Annotated in this window: 13 protein-coding genes; 5 read left to right on the top strand and 8 right to left on the bottom strand. The window is 59.8% G+C overall.

The window, feature by feature from the left end; genetic code table 11:
* The first annotated feature begins 8 nt into the window (after positions 1–8).
* Positions 9–4,676 (top strand): NEL-type E3 ubiquitin ligase domain-containing protein, encoded by a 4,668-nt coding sequence (locus ACIOYV_RS13155; RefSeq protein ID WP_401324205.1) that lies wholly within the window; start codon positions 9–11, stop codon positions 4,674–4,676.
* Positions 4,677–4,799: 123 nt separating this feature from the next.
* Here ACIOYV_RS13155 and ACIOYV_RS13150 read toward each other — a convergent pair whose 3' ends face one another.
* The 5 genes from ACIOYV_RS13150 to ACIOYV_RS13130 all read right to left on the bottom strand — a co-directional run bounded on the left by ACIOYV_RS13150 (position 4,800) and on the right by ACIOYV_RS13130 (position 10,424).
* Positions 4,800–5,300, bottom strand: a complete 501-nt coding sequence (locus ACIOYV_RS13150) for a CS1 type fimbrial major subunit (RefSeq protein WP_401324203.1) — start codon at positions 5,298–5,300, stop codon at positions 4,800–4,802.
* Positions 5,301–5,334: 34 nt separating this feature from the next.
* Positions 5,335–6,078 (bottom strand): molecular chaperone, encoded by a 744-nt coding sequence (locus ACIOYV_RS13145; protein ID WP_401324202.1) that lies wholly within the window; start codon positions 6,076–6,078, stop codon positions 5,335–5,337.
* A gap of 36 nt (positions 6,079–6,114) precedes the next feature.
* Positions 6,115–7,326: a hypothetical protein gene (locus ACIOYV_RS13140; RefSeq protein WP_401324200.1), complete on the bottom strand. Its 1,212-nt coding sequence runs from the start codon at positions 7,324–7,326 to the stop codon at positions 6,115–6,117.
* A gap of 5 nt (positions 7,327–7,331) precedes the next feature.
* Positions 7,332–9,854: a CS1-pili formation C-terminal domain-containing protein gene (locus tag ACIOYV_RS13135; RefSeq protein ID WP_401324198.1), complete on the bottom strand. Its 2,523-nt coding sequence runs from the start codon at positions 9,852–9,854 to the stop codon at positions 7,332–7,334.
* An 84-nt stretch (positions 9,855–9,938) separates the two neighbouring features.
* On the bottom strand, positions 9,939–10,424 hold the full coding sequence (locus ACIOYV_RS13130) for a CS1 type fimbrial major subunit (protein ID WP_401324196.1): 486 nt from the start codon (positions 10,422–10,424) through the stop codon (positions 9,939–9,941).
* 511 nt (positions 10,425–10,935) lie between these two features.
* Here ACIOYV_RS13130 and ACIOYV_RS13125 point away from each other — a divergent pair.
* Both ACIOYV_RS13125 and ACIOYV_RS13120 read left to right on the top strand, forming a co-directional pair.
* Positions 10,936–11,508, top strand: coding sequence for a PadR family transcriptional regulator (locus tag ACIOYV_RS13125; protein ID WP_401324194.1), 573 nt, complete (start codon positions 10,936–10,938; stop codon positions 11,506–11,508).
* Positions 11,505–12,293, top strand: a complete 789-nt coding sequence (locus ACIOYV_RS13120) for a siderophore-interacting protein (RefSeq protein WP_401324192.1) — start codon at positions 11,505–11,507, stop codon at positions 12,291–12,293. Before ACIOYV_RS13125 ends, ACIOYV_RS13120 begins: the two co-directional genes overlap by 4 nt.
* Positions 12,294–12,417: 124 nt before the next feature.
* On the opposite strand, the gene ACIOYV_RS13115 is transcribed toward ACIOYV_RS13120, so the two are convergent.
* From ACIOYV_RS13115 to ACIOYV_RS13105, 3 genes are all read right to left on the bottom strand, one after another.
* Positions 12,418–13,062: a Pr6Pr family membrane protein gene (locus ACIOYV_RS13115; RefSeq protein WP_401324190.1), complete on the bottom strand. Its 645-nt coding sequence runs from the start codon at positions 13,060–13,062 to the stop codon at positions 12,418–12,420.
* Positions 13,063–13,064: 2 nt separating this feature from the next.
* Positions 13,065–13,295 carry a VF530 family DNA-binding protein gene (locus ACIOYV_RS13110; protein WP_007944895.1) on the bottom strand — a complete coding sequence of 77 codons (231 nt, stop codon included), beginning with the start codon at positions 13,293–13,295 and terminating at the stop codon, positions 13,065–13,067.
* A 211-nt stretch (positions 13,296–13,506) separates the two neighbouring features.
* Positions 13,507–14,895 carry a PLP-dependent aminotransferase family protein gene (locus tag ACIOYV_RS13105; protein WP_401324189.1) on the bottom strand — a complete coding sequence of 463 codons (1,389 nt, stop codon included), beginning with the start codon at positions 14,893–14,895 and terminating at the stop codon, positions 13,507–13,509.
* Between the two features lie 310 nt (positions 14,896–15,205).
* Between ACIOYV_RS13105 and ACIOYV_RS13100 the strand changes: the two genes are divergently transcribed.
* Together ACIOYV_RS13100 and ACIOYV_RS13095 are read left to right on the top strand one after the other, a co-directional pair.
* A complete protein-coding gene (locus ACIOYV_RS13100; RefSeq protein WP_401324187.1) occupies positions 15,206–16,405 on the top strand; it encodes a benzoate/H(+) symporter BenE family transporter in 1,200 nt (399 codons plus the stop codon).
* Positions 16,406–16,715: 310 nt separating this feature from the next.
* Entirely contained in the window at positions 16,716–18,098 is a 1,383-nt protein-coding gene (locus tag ACIOYV_RS13095; RefSeq protein ID WP_401324185.1) for a carbohydrate porin, read from the top strand.
* Positions 18,099–18,266 lie beyond the last annotated feature (168 nt).

Genomic DNA, 18,266 nt, shown 5'->3' with positions numbered 1-18,266 from the left:
CAGTCAACATGTCTCAGTTACAGTCAGTCATAACCTTGCTCCATCCCGATGACCTGCCGGACAACAAGGGTCAGCATTACGACCTGATCCGGGACAGGATCGGAACCCGTTTCACCGACGCTTCGTTAGCCCGCGTGCAAGCGCTTGGCAGTGCCAGCCTGCAACGGGAAGATTGGCATTCGCGAGTCGATAGCAGGCTTGAGACCGCCAATACAGAAGCCTGGAACGCGCAAAACGACGTCGACCGGATGCTCGAAAATCTGCAGGACATCCGCACATTTGCCACCCCTCTGCTCTGCGCCGCACTGAAAGAAAAATACCGCCTCGACCTCGATGTGACGACCACCTACCTGAGGCTCTACATCCCCAAGGGAACGCCCTGGTATGTGATTGATACCTCGTCAGCCGTGACCACGCGCACCGTATCGTTGCTGGACGCGGCGGTGCATAACTTCGCCCGCTCTGAAACCTTCGAAGCCGGATCCGATTTCATATCCCGGCCCGATCAGCGAGGTCATTTCGATGTCCTGCCGATCAAGCAAAAAATCAGCATCCAACAGTTCCAGGCCCTGTGCCGTGAACTGGATATCGGTGCCCGCTACCAACGTCATCTCGAAAGCGTTTTGTTGCCGGCAGATCCCCTGGCATCCACGTTCTTGCAGCTCAAGGTCACTCGCAGCCAGAAGGCCGCGCTCAAGGCCGCCGTGCATCTGGCCGTGGCCAAAAAGCACATCAGCCGCAATGCCCGCAGCGTGGTGTTGGGCCTGATCGAGGGGCGGCAAAACCTGACGCTGGATGGCAAAGTCATGCGGGTGCTGGACCTGGCGATGATGGACACGACCCTGACCGGCATCGTGGTGTTTGCCCCGGTCGAGCAGCAAAGTCGCGGCACCGACAAGGTCATTGTCTACGTCCCCCATGACCCCGAGCATCCGTTGAAGGAATACCCCTCGATCAGCGATTTCATGCAGGAATTGACGCGCCAATTACGCGACAACAAGGTCCTGCCCGCCAGCGCCATCACCTACCAGCAGTTCTTCAGCCAGTTCGTCGACCAGCAACAGCGCGGGCATTTTTTCGCGGACCTGGGGCAACGCCTCAGCCGCGTCAAATGGCATGAAAAACAGGCGCTGGACCCGCGTCCGAGCTGGCGCGACACACCGGTGAGAAATCCCAACCTGCAATTTTCCGTGTCTCCCATCGACCGCCCGCTGTGGGAACACCTATATCAGCAGACACTGAACAAGATCCTCAATGACGGCCGGGAAATCGCGGTATCCACCGCCGACACCGACAGTCGCACACGCTGGGCCTGGTGGGACAACTTCAAGAAAATCACCTCGGACATTTTCAATATCGTGCTGATGGTGGCCGCGCCGTTCGTGCCGGGCCTGGGCGAACTGATGCTCGCCTACACCGTTTACCAATTGACCAGTGACGTCATCGAGGGCGTGGTGGACCTGGCCGAGGGTCTTTGGGTCGAAGCCGCCGAGCATGTGATCTCGGTGGCGACAGACGTCGTGCAACTGGCAGTGTTCGCGGCGGGTGGTGCCATCGGCAGCGCGTTCCGGCTCAAACTCTCGCCGTTTATCGAGGGCACCCGAGCGGTTCAACTGGCCAACGGTGAAACGCGCCTGTGGACCCCTGACCTCACCCCCTACGCGCAAAAGAAACTGACACTCGCCGAGGACTCGAAACCGGATGAACTGGGCCTGCATCGCCTGGAAAACCGGCACATTCTGCCGATCAACGACCAGCTCTACGCCGTGGAAAAACACCCCGTCACTGGCGAACATCGTGTGCCGCATCCTGAGCGCCCGAACGCATACGCACCGAAACTGGCCCACAACGGTCGCGGTGCGTGGCTGCATGAAGGCGAGAACCCGCGCACCTGGGACGCTGTAACGCTGATGAAACGCCTCGGCCACAGCACCGACGGTTTCAGCGCCGAACAACTGGAGAACATCCTGCGCATCAGCGGCGTCGACGAAAGTTCATTGCGCCGCATGCACGTCGAAAATGCGCCGCCACCGCTCTTGCTGCAGGACACCCTCCAACACTTCAAGACCTTCGACGACTCCGCAGTCATGGTCAGCAGCAACCCGAACGTCCGGCAGTTGCAGCGCCAATCCCCGACCCTGTCCGCCGACATCGCCGAAGCCCTGGTGGCCGGGGCGAATAAACACCAGTTGCACGTGCTTTCCGAACAACAGCGCATCCCCCAGCACTTGAAAGCCCTGGCTCGCGAATGTGCATTTGAAATCCGCACCACGCGCGCCGTCGAAGGTTTCTACCGGGCTAATCGGCTGACCGTTGATACCGAGCGGCTGACCTTGAACGTGCTCCGCTTGAACACCGATACTTACAACGACCTGCGCATCGAGGTGCGGGAGGGCTCATTCGGCGGGGAGTTGCGCTGCACTGTCGGGCCCGAAGACGCTGCCATCGTCAGGTACCTGTTGCGCGACCAACAGGGACGCTACGAAGTACGCGATGCCGATAATCACCTGCTGCACGGGCCGGCTGACTGGTATGAGTCGATCCTGCGCGCCCTGCCCAAGCAACAGCGCCGGCAATTGGGCTACTGGCCTGGCCAGGGTGACTGGTTCAGGGAATGGCTGATCGCTAAGACAGAACCTCCCGCCGAGCGCCGCACGCTATTGCTGGAACCGTCGATCCGCCCGGTGGCCGAGCCGCAAATACTGTTGCTGTTACGTGGCCCCAAGCTGTCCACCGGGGGCGCCACGCTGCATGAGCGCGTCTCGGATTTGTACCCGACCATGAGAGAGCGGGAAGTGGACGCTTTCGTCCGCTCGCTGAACGCCAGGCCCGACCCCATCGAGGTATTCGAATCACTCAAGGACGAATTGACGCTGTTGCGCAATACAGTTCAGTGGTGGCTGGAAAACAAATTCCCGACCTTGCCCGACGAACCGGTGATTTACCGAGGCGCCCTCAAGCATATCGCTGAACGGCTTTTGGAATGCTTCGAGAGAAAATCCCGGGTATTTGACGAGAGCAGCAGCCTGGAAGGCGGTTATACGCTGGACCTGTCGACGGAGTTTCACCGCCACAACCTTGAGCGCTGGTGGAAAGAGCTGCCCGACCTCAAACACTACTTCGATCAAGTCACCACACTGGCGCTGGATAACTCCCGTTTTATGGAAGGGCCCGAGGGCTTGTTGAAAGACTTCCGCCACGTGCGCCACCTCAGCGCCCGACGCTGCGAACTGCGGCGCCTGCCAGACGGCGTGGGCAAGATGCATTTGCTGGAAACCCTGCGCCTGACCGACAACCGCATCGAGCTGACACCCGAGGCCGTGGAGCAGTTGCGCAACCTGACCCGAATCGAAACCCTGCGGCTCGACAACAACCCGCTGGGTCGCTTGCCGATTGTCGATCGCATGCCGCGTCTGATCGTGCTGAACCTGAGCAACACCGGGCTCGACACCTGGCCGCTGGGGCTGTTCAGCAAACATCGTCCGCGAGGCTTTTTCCTGGACCTGCAAGACAACCCGATTACCCACGTTCCCAAAGTTGTCCCGGGTTCGGAGAGCGCCAAGATCATCGCGCGTTCACGGGTGTCTGGGCCGGACTTGCCGCACACCGCCCAATTCGAGATCAGCGAATATCGGCAATCGGTGGGGTTGCCGCGCCGGACCGTGTACGCCCCCGCTGCCGAACGCGCGCGGCGAAAATGGCCCCTGGCAGACGATTCGGACTTGTGGGGCAGCGCACCGGGGCTGGGCGCCTACCGGGCGGAGGCGTGGGACAAGTTGATCACCGAGCCGAACGCCGCAGGCTTTTTCAGCGTGATCGACCATCTCACCCTTTCGTCCGACTACCGGGCGGGTGGTGAATGGCGCAAACAGCTGTCGAGTCGAGTCTGGAACATGATTGATGCCATCGACCTTGACAGCCGCCTGCGCGAGGAGCTGTTCACCATGGCCACAGCGCCCACCAATTGTGCCGACGCGGGGGCGCAGTTGTTCAACAACATGGGGGTCAAGGTACTCGCCTCGCGGGCCTACTCTTACTCGACCTACCGCGCGCCCCTGGAGAAGGCGCTGGTGACGCTGGCCAAAGGTGCCGCGCGCCTGGAGCGGGTCGACGACATCGCCCGGGCCGATATTGTCGCGCGCCGTGGAAACCCGGACGAAGTCGAGGTCTACCTCGCGTATGAAACCGCGCTGGCGGATCGCCTGGAGTTGCCTTGGCAATCGGAAAGCATGCTCTACCGGCGGGTTGCCGGCGTGAGTGATCGTGCCCTCGACCAGGCTTTCGACACGGTGCTGTCCATGGAAAACGGCGACGGACTGGTCAATGCCATGCTTGAACAACCGTTCTGGGACCAGTACCTCAAGGAAACCTGGCCCGCCGAGTTCCAGTCCAACGCGCAGCGCTATGAACGCCTGCAACATCTGATTGAAAGCCTGCGCGAGGCGCAAGCGGAATGGGCCAAGGCCCAGGACTTGTTGCCCGAGGCACAAAAGACCCGGTTGCGGGAATGGCTGCGGGACCTGGCGCGGCAGTTGTCCATTCCCGAACAGCAGATCTTCACCGGGGAAGCCATGAGCGAACAGGCCTACAACGCGCTGTACAGTGACCTGGGTTACCGACAGCAGGAACTGGCCCGGCAAAAAACCCGTGCGGCGCTGGAACGCGCAACGCTCTAAGCACATCACACTCCCCTGTGGGAGCGGGCTTGCTCGCGAAGAGGCCGTGTCAGTCGAAATCAATGCTGAATGACACACCGCATTCGCGAGCAAGCCCGCTCCCACAGGGGCTTTCGCCAACCATTACGCCCCCGGCGCCCGCGCATTGAACAACAACAGCACATTGCCGTAGTAATCCCCCGCCCGATACCCCCCGGCAGGCTGCTGCGGCTCGATCTCCAGCAGTACCCGCGAACCCACCGCCGCATCGGCGGCAGTCACGACCAGCCGGGGCTCGATGGCGTGGCTCAACTCCACGCCGTTGAAGCGCACGCGCAAGGCGATGTCTTCTGCCGGACGCCCGTTGGAGAGGTAGGGTTGCTCCTCCAGGCGCGCTTCAATGGCGCTGGTGTCGTGCCGCACGTCGAAGTATTTGCGCAGGTTGCCCAATCGGGAAGTCGCGACGTTCCACGGCAGGATCTGCTCGCGATGAATCCAGCCCGTTTCGGCCGGCACGATGTAAAAAGACCGGGTCGGCACTGTCACGGACACTTCGAAAGTGTGTTCCTCGCGGGCGGCCATTGCCGAAAGACTCGTCAGCGCCGTTGCCGTCAGCAGTGCGGTCACCGTGCATTGCTTGATCATGTCTGTTACCCACAGCGTCAATTGGAAGCCGCCACTATCGACTGGCTATTGTCAGCACTTTTTTGCTGTCGCCCTCGATCACGATAAAGCGGTGCTCGCGTCCCTTTTCCTTGTCGAAGCTGAACGTCTTGCCGGCCATCACGTGATGCTTGGTGGTCGGCCGACAATCGTTTTCGTCGGTGATCGAGCAACTCTTGAACTCATCGACCACCACCACGGTGTTGCCGTTGTTACGCAGTTCATAACGCTCGGCGCTGTCATTTACGACCGTATCGAAGCGGGCGTGCTTCGGACGGACGAAGAAGATTGTGCCGAAACCGGTCATCACGTTGACCCCGGCGGACAGGCTCTTTTTATAGTCTTCGCGCTCTTCGCTGGAGATCACGAACTCATCTTCTTTCTCCGGCACAACCGGCACAAAACGCACGCGGAAGTAGCGCTCTTTATCGCGCTCGCCCATGAACAGCAAACGCGTACCCTGCATGCCTTTGGCCGGCACGATCAAGCGCGCCGGGCTGGCCATGATGCCCTGGCGCGAGGCGCCGTCCGGCGCGCTCTCGATCGGTACTTCGCGAATCGTGCCGTCGGCGTCATAGAGGATTTCCAACACATTGATCTTGACGAACGCAGTGCTGTCGCCACTGTTGAATACCCGTTTCAGGTACGTACTTTTATCAGCGTCCAGGTAGTCGTATACCGTGCCCACATTAATCTGCGGCCCGGCCTGCGCCGTCAGGCAAAACAAACTGCTAACCCACATCAACAACAGGCGTTTCATGGTCTTGAACCTCAAAAATGGCGAGTGTTTGTACCGTCAGACTTCCGAATCCCAGATCACCGTGATGTTGCCGTAGTAGGGCCTGCCCTGAGCATTCAATATCACGTGATTGGTGCTGCTTTCGGGCATCTCGAAATGCAACTTCCCCGGCTTGCGGTCTGCATAGAAAGCGGGATGAAACACGACTGAGGCCTCTCGACTCAGCTGCATTCGCTTAACCGTTTGCCCGGTACTGTCCATTAGCCCATTCGGCAGGCTGACGCTGACATCCACGATGCCGGCTATACCCGTGACACGATCAACAATGGCGCAACCATCTGGTAAACCCCACTCACACTCCAGCCTCATCGTGAACCGCGATGAGGCCGAGATCAGGAAAGTCTGGTCACGCACCAGACGAACCGGTTTTCGGCCCTGCTCCAGCCAGCTCTGCCAGCCGCCAATCGGCTCCAGCACGATTTGATTGCCACCCGGTGGAATGTCCACTTTCAGGGTGTGCTGCACATCGAGGACGAAGTCCAGGGTCAGGTTGCCGTCATCGGGGTTCAGCCCGCCGATGTCAAAATCCAGGCCCGGCCCGAGGAAATAGTTCATGGATCCGGTGTACAGCCCACTCGACATTCCAAGTGGGTTGGGCGTTCGGAGCTCATAAGCAAAATCCAGGGTGTCCCAGGACATGTACGGAATGCGGAATGCCGCCACTTTGGTGCAAAGCGCTTCTACCGGAGTCTTCCAGAAAAAACGGTAAGTGGGGCCAGTAAAGAGTCCTACACCGCTGTACACACAGGGAGGCGCCGCATAAACCCAGCTTTGACCGCCCCATAGCCTGGAGTGGCCTTCGCGCAGATCGGTTACGCCAGTCAGATTGGCGGCGGTATCGCTCAGGATGTAATTCGACCCGATCCCCGTGATCCGCACTTCGACGGTTTCCGATTCTCCGGTTTCCCTGTTGGTAACCGTCAGTTGTCGCCAATTGGCCGGTACCTTGACTGAGACGCCAGTGCCGGGCGCAATTGCTGAACTGGGCCCAAAACGCACCGGTATCCGAATGCTGAACATGTTTTGTTGCTTGCACTCGTCGGGATAGTCCCGGCAATACCCACTGTCCGGCGTCTTGTTGATAAATACATTTTTTTGCGGCTGCGCCGGGTCCGGCGTGAACAACGCCCGGATCTCCTGGTTAAATGCTTCGGCGGTCGGCACCATCACCGCCATCACCAACCCCAACCACCCCGTGAACATTTTCATAGGTTTCAACCTGCCTTCTGATCAGTGGAGCTGACGTCGGCCAGGGTGTCCGGCGTGCACCGCAGGTCACCGATCATCAACACGTTGTTTTCGCTGCGATGCTGACTGGCATCGAGGCGGAACTGGCAGAGCAATTGATTGCCCTGGCGCACTTCCAGCGTCGGCGCACCGGCATTCATTTCCATGGAGAAGAAGCCATCGACTTCCGTCACCCCGCGACTGGCGTGGTTGATTACGTGATGGCCCTTGAGCGGCTGCCCCTGGGAATCGACCAGCCGACCGAGTACGGTCAGGGTTTTCATCACCCGCACCTTGCGATACTCCACGCCGCCCTTGTTCAAGTGATAACGGGTGCGCGACGGTTCGATGCTGGCAGCGGGCACGTGATTGCCCTCGAAATCGAAACTCACGGAGCTGTTCTGGTAGGCGGTAATCGGGATGAAATTGCGCCCTGGTTTCAGCGCTGCGCTGCCGCCGCTGAAATCGTCGGCGCGCAACGCGATACCGTCGATATCGGATTCCACATCGACAATCAGCCCCGCACCCCGCACCTGATGTTCACTGGTCAGGACCATTTGCTGGCCGCCGATGACCAGCGTGCTGTCGACGTTCAGGCCACCGGTGAAGTTGTCGTTGTAAGAAGAGCGCTGGACAAAGCCGTCGCCACTGAGCGCCTCGGTGCGAAAACTGGCCAGGCTCGACAGACCGAGGCCATAGGTGTCGGAAAGCGCGGTGACAGAGACGCTTTGCAGCGCGTGATCCTTCAAATCCTTGCGCCAGCCGAGGGATGCGTTGTTGTCGCGACCGCCATCACGAGCGGTCCGCGAACCGATGCTGCCGGTGAACTGTTGGCCCCGTGCGCCCAGTGCCAGGTTGAGGCTCAGGTCGACCCCGCGATTGCGCTCGTCGCCGCTGCTGAAACTGCCGGGCCGGTCGAACAGCGCCAGCCGCCAGTTGGCATCACTGCCGAACAGCACAGTACGCTGGGTCCAGCCCAAATCCACGCCCAAACCTTCGGTGTTGCCCTCGCTGTGGGACACCCGGGCATTCACTGAGTTTTTGCTGTTGAGGCGATGATTGAGCGCCAGGGAGGAATTGCTGGTCTCGCCGACAAACACATTACGCTGCCGCACCCGCGTGCCATCGGGCAGGGTGTCGTAGGTGTTGGTGGTGTCCAGCCAACTGCGGTTGTGGCTGATGACCACACTGCCGGAGCCGTAGTTGTAAAGACTTTGCAGATCGAGGCCGGTGCCGTGGTCCTGGGTCTGGTAGACGTTGGCATACAGGCTGATGTGATTGGCCAGGGTCCAGTCGATGGACGTGCCGTATTGCAGCTTTTCGCGAATCTGCCGCGCCGACAGCCCGAGGATCGCCCGGGGGTGCATCAGGTAGTTGAGCGATGCCCCGGCGGTCGCGCTGCCGCTGGCCTGTTGGTCCCAGTTGCTGAGCAGTTTCTGTTCCTGCCCGGCAAACAGGTTGTAGCGCCAGCGCTCATCGAGGTTGCGCCAGTTATTGGGCTTGTAGACCAGCTCCTGGGTGGTGCTGGTGATCTGGCCGTCTTCGATCAGCCGCACTTCGACTTCGTAGATACCACCGGGCAATGGCCGGGTATCGAGGGTCTGCAACCCGGCAGGCACCGATTGGGTATTGATCAGCAAACCGTCGCGCAGGATTTCCACCGAGGCCTGGCGGTTGGCCGTGACGTAGATCGGATAAACGCTGGGCGTCGGCGTGTTGATCGCCAGGCTGTCGGAACTGCCGAGCATGACGCCGACGGCGGTGTCGGGGCTGGTGCCAAACGTGCGCGGTTGGCGGGTCAGCCCTTCGGAATTGGGGGTGAAGTAACCCAGGCGAAAAAAACGGCCCTGCAATTCGCGCTGGGTGTAGAGCTCGTGTACTGCGTGATAGAGCTGGTCATCCGGTCCGCCGAGACGGGCCAGTTGCATGTTGAAGGTCTGGCTCCAGTTACCGAGGCTGCCACTCGCTTCCAGGCCATAGCGACCGCCCAGATCCTGGTCCTGACCGCCATTGAGGTTGAGCTGATTGCGCAGCATCAGGCCACTGCTGCCACCTTCGGGCTGGTCGTAGTAGCGTTTGACCTCGGTGTCGCGCTCGGCATGTTCGGTGACGATCGACACCAGCGAGTTTTCCAGGTTGTAGTGCAGCGCCAGCATCTGTTCCGGGCATTTTCCCGTGCAGGCGCCCAAGGCCACGCCGGTCTTGAGGTAACCGGCCCAGGTGTCGCGCTCGGCGGCGCTGAACCGACTGTCGCTGGTGTCGGTAAATTCGAGCAGGGTGACGCGGTCATCGCGGGACAGCACGATCATCGCCTCTCCCAACGGCTGCTGATCGAGTTCCACGCGAACCGCCAGCGGCACATCAAAAAAGTGCTCCTCGAATTCCGCCGGCAGGCCTTTGGCCTGGGCCAACAGACTTCGCGGTGTAGAACCGGCGGAAACCGGAGCCGCCACCGCGCTGGCACAAAACAACAGCGCAAGCGCAGCCGCGATGGGAGTCATCGGGAACATGAACACGTACTCTGGTTGCAAACAAATGGAAGTCCGACGGGCCAACAAAGTTGCTGGGCCGTCGGTTAACGCTAACGGCGCAAGTTAGATAACCGGTGGCACGGCATCAAAGATCATCGCCACTTCACCGGTGTAGTCGCCCGGTGCGAACGTGGTGCCGGTAGCGCTAATACGCAGCGGTGCGCGGTAGTTCACGTTGGACTCGGTTTCACCCACAACCATTTGCGGTGTCGTGGTCAGTTCCCGGCCATTGATTTCGACTTTCAAGTTAATGGCGGAGGCACCTGAGAGCAGGCGTGGCGCCGACACGACACTGGCGTGTACCGAACCATTGTTGTTGCGCATATCAAAGAAGCCATTGACCTCGGCCATTTGGCCAGTGGTCGGTTGGAAGTCCATGCGCTGATCCTTGTTGATCAGGTCCGGGTCGACAGGCACCACATAGAAGCCGTTGGTAGGCACGTGGGCCACGAGGTTGATGGTGTGCTTGGCTTCACCGGCGGCGAACACAACGGAGGAGGTCAGCGCCAGAACTGCCAGGGGAGCAGCAATAGTCATTTTCTTGAACATCGGTCAGTACCTGTCTTTTCAATATAAAGGGCTCATTGAAAGTTCAAACGACGCCGTGGCGAAACACGTCGCGGCGATGTCGGCTGAACTTTCAATGTCGGCAAATGATCGGCCAATGTCTCTGGAAAGTAAGCAAGTAACTTCCGATGATCGCGTAGTTAAACGCCTCTGTGACAAGCCAGAAAAAAGAACGAAATTGCGAATTATTGACGGGCAACTGTCAGCACCGGACTACATACAGTTTTATCGAAAAAACCATACAGCCTTTTCAACTTCAAATTGCAGGGCGAAGAGGCACCTATCCTATAGTTCCAGCAACTAATAGAGTTATAACTTTAACTTTAAAGTTATTTCCGTCCCCACACTCAATACCGGTCCCAATGTGATGAACCGCGCCCCTACGTGGACCCCACCGCTCGTCGGTCGAGAGAAACGTCCTAGGAAAAACGCCTTGCCTTCGCCTAAAGATATATCTTAAGTTGTATCTAAACACGACGAGAGAAGGCAAAAAATGAGAGACCATCATTCCCACCGCGAACACGGTGACGGCCGCGACGGCTTCGAGAAACGCCCTGGCCGCGAACGCGGCGGCCGTGGCCCTCGGGTGTTCGCACCCGGAGATTTGAAGCTGCTGCTGCTGGCATTGATCGCCGAACAGCCGTGCCACGGCTACGACCTGATCCGCCAGATCGAAGGCATGTTCGATGGCGCCTACAGCCCCAGCCCCGGTGTGATCTACCCGACCCTGACGTTCCTGGAAGAAAGCGAAATGATCACCGGCGATGCCGAGGGCGGGAAAAAACGCTACAGCGTGACTGACGCCGGACGTCTGTCCCTGAGTGAACAGGCGATTGCCCTGGAAGGCGTGCGGATGCGCATCGACGTCAGCAAACGCTCGTTGCGCGGGCATGACCGCCCGGCTGAAATCCATGAAGCGGTGCACAACCTGCGTCATGCGCTGCAATTGCATCACGGGCGCTGGAGCGCGGAAGAAATCCTGCGTGTCGCCGCCCTGCTCAACAACACCGCCAAAGCCATCGTCGACGGCCCCGCCGTTCAAGCCGCCCAGGAGAACGCCGAATGAATGTCGTTTTTGAAAACCAGACCATTCACCGCGTCATGCACGAAATCAAACGCCGTCGGCTGGAAGTCTTGCGGGTGGTCGACCTGACCCCGCGCATGCGCCGGATTACCCTCGGTGGGCCAGAGTTGGCAGGCTTTGTCAGCCTCGGCACCGACGATCACGTCAAATTGCTGTTCCCGCAGAACGCGGCGCAAACGGCGGCGCTGGAAACCCTGGTGCTCGGTGCCGGTAAAACCGATCAGCCGATGCCGGAAATGCGCGACTACACGCCGCGCCGTTATGATCTGGACACGCTGGAGCTGGACATCGATTTCGTCCTGCACGGCGACGGCCCTGCCTCGACCTGGGCCGAGCAGGCCAAGCCGGGGCAGTTCCTGCACATCGGCGGCCCACGGGGCTCGATGATCGTGCCGGACATCTTCGACAGCTACCTGCTGATCGGCGACGAAACCGCCCTGCCCGCCATCGCCCGACGCCTGGAAGGCCTGGCGGCCAATCGCCGCGCGCTGGTGATCATCGAAGTCGAGAACGGCGCCGAACAGCAACGCCTGGAAAGCGCCGCGCAGGTGAATGTGATCTGGGTGCTGCGCGACGGCGGCAAGAACAACCTGCTGAACGCCGTGAAACAACTGCAAGTGCCAAGCGGCAACCTGTACGCGTGGATCGCGACCGAGAGCAAAGTGTCACGGCAGATCCGCCGGGTGCTGCTCGATGAGCATGGGCTGGATGATCAGTTCGTTAAAGCGGTGGGGTACTGGCGGCTGGGTGACTCTGACGAGGAATAAGCTTCAACGAAAATCTCCCCTGTGGGAGCGAGCCTGCTCGCGAAGAGGCCGTCAGCCGAGACACCAAGTTGACTGACCCACCGCTTTCGCGAGCAGGCTCGCTCCCACATTTGATCTTCAGTATTCACACATTCGGCTTTCGCCACCGATCCAATCCAACGATCACCAACGCAATCGCGACAAACCCCACCAATATCCCCCCGGCATTGAGAAACACCTGTGGATAACCCAGCGTGCTCACATCAATGAACGGATACGGATAAGCCCCCAGCAGATGCCCGCGCAGCAGCGCATAGGCGAAATACACCAGCGGGTAAATCACCCACAAGGCGATGTGCCGCACGCGCAACGTCCCCTTGGGCACGCAGCACCACCAATAAACCAGAAACAGCAGCGGCAGGATGTCGTGCAGCAATTCATCGGCGAGCAACTGCCAGCCTTCGGGGTGCCACAGATGGCGCAACAACAGGCTGTAGGCGAGCGCGACCACGGCGATGCTCACGGCAATCCCACTGCTGACCGCCGGTTGCAGAAACCAGCGTTTCGCCGCCGACTCCCGCGCCGTCAGCTCGCAGGTCAGCACCACGGCCACCAAGGTGTTGGTCAGTACGGTGAAGAAGCTGAAGAAACTCATCAGCCCGCCCAGCAGGCTGGCGCCGATCTCCCAGCGGGTGCCGAGGATCAAGTACATCTGAACAGTCAAACCTGCCCAGCCCAGCACCGCCGCCACGGCAATACAGCGGCGCCTCGCGACAGTGGGGATCAGCATGTTCAGACCGGACGCTTGGTGCGCATCAACTTCACGTACAGGCGTTCGACCTTCTCCCGCGCCCACGGGGTTTTGCGCAGGAATGTCAGGCTCGACTTGATGCTCGGGTCACTCTTGAAGCAGCGGATGTCGATACGCTCGGCCAGCCCCGACCACTCGTAGTGTTCAACCAAGGCGTTGAGGATCTGTTCCAGAGTCACGCCGTGCAGCGGGTTGTTGTTCTGTTCGGTCATGCCGGGCCTTTGCGCGAAGAAAGAATGAGAAGGCGCGCACCTTAGCCGACGGTTTCGATGGGTGGAAGCGCTCAGTTAACTGTAGGCCAACAACCGCTTTGTGTAGAAGCCAGGCTTGCTGGCGAAGGCGGCGTGTCAGTCGAGATTGAGGTTGCCTGACACGCCGCCTTCGCCAGCAAGCTTGGCTCCTACAAAGACTGTGATCGTGGACTCAGTAATACCGACGCGGGTCGGAGTCGATCAGGCTGGCCAGTTTAGTCAACGCAAAGCGCAGTTCGTCGTGGCTGGTGGGCGACATCAACACCAACCGTACGCAACGGGTCGAGCCACTGCGTTCGGCCTGGAACTGAGTGCCACTGAGCACCAGCACACCGTTGGCCCGGGCCAGCATGGTGAACTCGTCGCTGGTCCACGGCTCGGGCAAGGTCAGCCAGACGTGATAGGAGTACGGCTGGGTCTTGAGTTCGAAACCGGCAAAGATTTCCCGGGCAATGGCTTGCCGTGCGGCCGCTTCATCGCGCTGGATGCGGATGAGTTTTTTGTCCAGGCCTTCGGTGATCACATTGCTGGCCAGTTGCGCGGTCAGCGGCGACGGCATCCAGACGCTGCTGCGCACCATCGAGGTCAGGCGCGACAGCAGTTTGGGCGGGCTGTACAGGTAACCGATCCGCAGCGCCGGCATGATCGACTTCGACAGACTGGTCAGGTACACCGAACGCTCCGGTGCAAACGCCGACAGCGGCTTGATCGACGGATCGGTCGCGAGAAAACCATAGATGTCATCGTCGAGGATGAGGAAGTCGAACTCTTCGGCCAATGCCGCGATTTGCGCCCGGCGTTTTTGCGACATGATCGCCGTCGTCGGGTTCTGGCACGTCGCCACGCACACCAGCATCGCCGGTTTCTCGCGCAGACAGAGTTCGCGCAACGCTTCGGGAATGATTCCTTCATCGTCCATCGCCACGCCACCCAGGCGTCGCTCCAGCCCATGCGCCAGGGAAATGATGCCGGGGTAACAAAGTTCCTCGCAGAGCACCAGATCGCCGGCGTTGGTCAGGGCACTCATCGCCACCATCAAGCCATGCTGGGCACCGGCGGTAATCACCACTTGCTGCCATTGCGCATCGGGCAACCACTGCCGCAAAAACTGCGCGCCCGCCTCGCGGTGCGCCGGGTGACCACCGTCTGGCGCGTAATCCAGGGCACGCGCGAAATCGGTGCTCTTGGCCATGCCGATCAGCGCATCGCGCAGCCAGTATTCCAGGGTTTCGCTGTAGGGCTTGATGATCGAAAGATCGAGCAGTTCGGACTGCCCCAGGTTCAGCGCCGTCGGAGCCGGACTTGTCGGCAATTCGAGCAGCGGCTGGCCTTGCACATAAGTGCCGCGCCCCACCTCCCCCTGCACCAACCCGCGCCGATGGGCCTCGCTATAGGCGCGGCTGATGGTGCCCGGCGTGACGTTCAGCGTGGTGGCCAACTCTCTCAGGGTCGGCAGGCGATCGCCCTGGTTCAACACGCCGTTGTTGATGTCGCGCGCCAATGCATCGGCTATCGACAAATACATCGGCTGGCTGAACTCGCTTAGCTGGGGAACCCACATGAATAATTGCTGCCCATCGTAGAAATGAGAAAAATCGGAGCATATCACATCGATGTCTGACCCTTTGCAGGCTGCCTGATTTGTCAAATTGAGTCGATTGCTACGATCAAAAAACAACCAATAACTACAACAAAAATAATAAAACTTATAAATCAATAAGATAAACGCAGCTACGCGTTAATTAACCTGAACCCGCACTTTCGACATTGAATCAACTCAATCCATTCAAATACACTCACCACGAATCGAATCAATCGACTCAATCCTTTCCTGATCACTGCGCGCCTGTGCCGCGCCAAGTCGAGACGCCATGGACACACTCAGAAAAGATCTATCCCTGTCAGCGGTGATTGCAGGTTTTATCGCCGTGATCATTTCCTACGCCGGCCCGTTGATCATCGTATTTCAGGCAGCCAAGGAAGCGCACCTGCCCAACGACGTGGTGTCTTCGTGGATCTGGGCAATTTCCATCGGCAGCGGCATTACCGGGCTGTTTCTGAGCTGGCGATTGCGGGTTCCGGTGATCACCGCGTGGTCGACCCCGGGTGCGGCGTTGCTGGTGTCGATGCTACCCGGCGTCACCCTGCCCCAGGCCATCGGCGCTTATGTGGTGGCGTCAGTGATCATCGCCATCGTCGGGTTGTCCGGCGCGTTCGACAAACTGATGAGTCGTCTGCCCAAAGCCATCGCCGCCGCCATGCTCGCGGGGATTCTGTTCCGCTTCGGCGCCGAGCTGTTCACCTCGATCAAGCTGCAACCGGCATTGGTGCTATCGATGATCGCGGCGTACCTGATCTGCAAACGCCTTTCGCCGCGCTACACGATTTTGTCGGTACTGATTGTCGGTTGCGCCGTGGCAGCTTTCTTCGGTGAACTCAACAGCGGTTCGATCACCATCGCGGTGGCCCACCCGGTCTTCATCGCCCCCGAGTGGAACTGGCACGCGATCATCAACATTGGCCTGCCGCTGGCCCTGGTAACCCTGACCGGCCAGTACGTGCCCGGTATGGCGGTGTTGCGCACCTCGGGCTACAACACCCCGGCGCGCTCGATCATTTCGGTCACCGCGATTGGCTCGATCCTGATGGCGCCGTTCGGCTCCCACGGCTTTAACCTGGCAGCGATTACCGCTGCAATCTGCACTGGCCGCGAAGCCCACGAAGACCGTGACAAACGCTACATCGCCGGGATCGCCTGCGGGGTGTTCTACATCCTGATGGGCACCTTCGGTGCGACCCTGGCCTCGGTGTTTTCCGCCCTGCCCAAAGAGCTGATTGCCTCCCTCGCCGGGCTGGCCCTGTTCGGTGCAATCAGCGCCGGGCTGACTGGCGCCATGGCCGATGAGAAACAACGGGAAGCCGCGCTGATCACCTTCCTGGTGACGGCTTCGGGCATGAGTTTCCTCGGGTTGGCTGCGGCGTTCTGGGGGCTGATCTTTGGCCTGGTGGCGCACTTTGTGCTGACCTGGACTCGGGAGCGCAAAGTCGCCGGCATCGTCGAGGGCAACTGACCGATATTCAGCCCCACAACCCCCTGTAGGAGCGAAGCTTGCTCGCGAAGGCGTCCTGGCATTCAACATTGATGTTGGCTGAACCGGCGCTTTCGCGAGCAAGCTTCGCTCCTACAAGGGGTATTTTCTGCCTGCGGCGCCCTGTCGCAGACGACTGTTACCAAATCCGAAACGCTGCATGTCAGTAAAAGCGCTTTCTCTCTTTGTAACAGATCATTATCCTGCCGCCCTTCAGCTGAAACGCTTCACTGCCCGTTCCACCCCGTTGCGTTCAGTTCACCCCCAGAAAAAGATCAAGAATTTCTACTTTATGCCCGACTTTCCAACTCCGCGAGACAGCGCTGTCTCCACCCCTGTGTCCCACCGAAAAGCCTTGAACCTGATCGGCGGCCTCAGCGCCTTCGGCCTTGCCACTTGCGTTCACGCGGCCCCGGCTTTCGATAGCGATTCAAAGTGGATGCTCGGCGACTGGAACGGCACGCGCACCGAACTTTCGGAAAAGGGCTACGACTTCAAAGTCGATTACACCGGCGAAATGGGCAGCAACCTGCACGGCGGCTATGACCATGACCGCACCGCGCGCTACAGCGATCAGTTCGCCCTCGGCACGCATCTGGATTTGCAGAAGATCCTTGGCTGGGACGACGCCGATTTTCAGCTGACCATCACCGAACGCAGCGGCAACAACATCAGCAACGACCGGATCAATGATCCACGGGTCGGCGGCTTCACGTCGGCCCAGGAAGTCTGGGGCCGTGGCCAGACCTGGCGCCTGACGCAGATGTGGTATCAGCAGAAATTCTTCGACCAGAAGCTCGACATCAAGGTCGGCCGCTTTGGCGAAGGTGAAGACTTCAACAGCTTCCCCTGCGACTTCCAGAACCTGGCGTTTTGCGGCTCGCAAGTCGGCAACTGGGTCGGTGGCATCTGGTACAACTGGCCGGTCAGCCAGTGGGCAATGCGGGTCAAATATCACCTGACGCCGGAGTTGTACGCGCAGGTTGGCGCTTATGAGCAGAACCCGTCGAACCTCGATCGCGGCAATGGCTTCAAGCTCAGCGGCAGCGGCACCCAGGGCGCGATCCTGCCGATTGAGCTGGTGTGGACGCCGAAACTCAATGGCCTGCCGGGCGAGTACCGCGTTGGTTATTACTACAGCAACGCCAAGGCCACCGACGCCTACAAGGACAGCAATGGCCAGCCCGCCGCCCTGAGTGGCGAGGCCTATCGCAGCGCGTCGAGCAAGCACGGCGTGTGGCTCGGTGTGCAGCAGCAGATCACCAGCCGCGCCAGCGATAACTCGCGTGGCTTGAGCGTGTTCGCCAACGGCACGATGCACGACAAGAAGACCAACGCTATCGACAACTATGTCCAGGCGGGCGTGGTTTACAAAGGCTTGTTCGATGCTCGCGCCAAGGACGACATCGGTTTTGCCCTGGCCCGTGTCCACGTCAACCCGGCCTACCGCAAGAACGCCGAAGCGACCAATCAGGCCCGCGCCGTCTACGACTATGACGACCCGTCATTCCTGCCGCCGCAAGACACCGAATACAGCGCAGAGCTCTATTACGGCGTGCACGTGACCAATTGGCTGACCGTGCGCCCGAACCTGCAATACATCCGCCACCCCGGTGGCGTGGACAAGGTCGATGACGCACTGATCGGCGGGATCAAGATCACCTCATCCTTCTAAAACTGCTGCCCCCCCTGTAGGAGCGAGGCTTGCCCGCGAAGAGGCCGTCACATTCAACACTGATGTTGGCTGACACACCGCCTTCGCGGGCAAGCCTCGCTCCTACAGGAACAGTTTCACTTTTATAACTGAACCATGCCCACGCCAGATCGTCATCTACAGTGAACT

This window comes from Pseudomonas sp. NPDC087342, from assembly GCF_044744265.1.
Lineage (GTDB): Bacteria > Pseudomonadota > Gammaproteobacteria > Pseudomonadales > Pseudomonadaceae > Aquipseudomonas > Aquipseudomonas nunensis.
The sequence above is the reverse complement of the archived record's forward strand: the minus strand, read 5'-3'. Positions and strand labels throughout refer to the sequence as shown.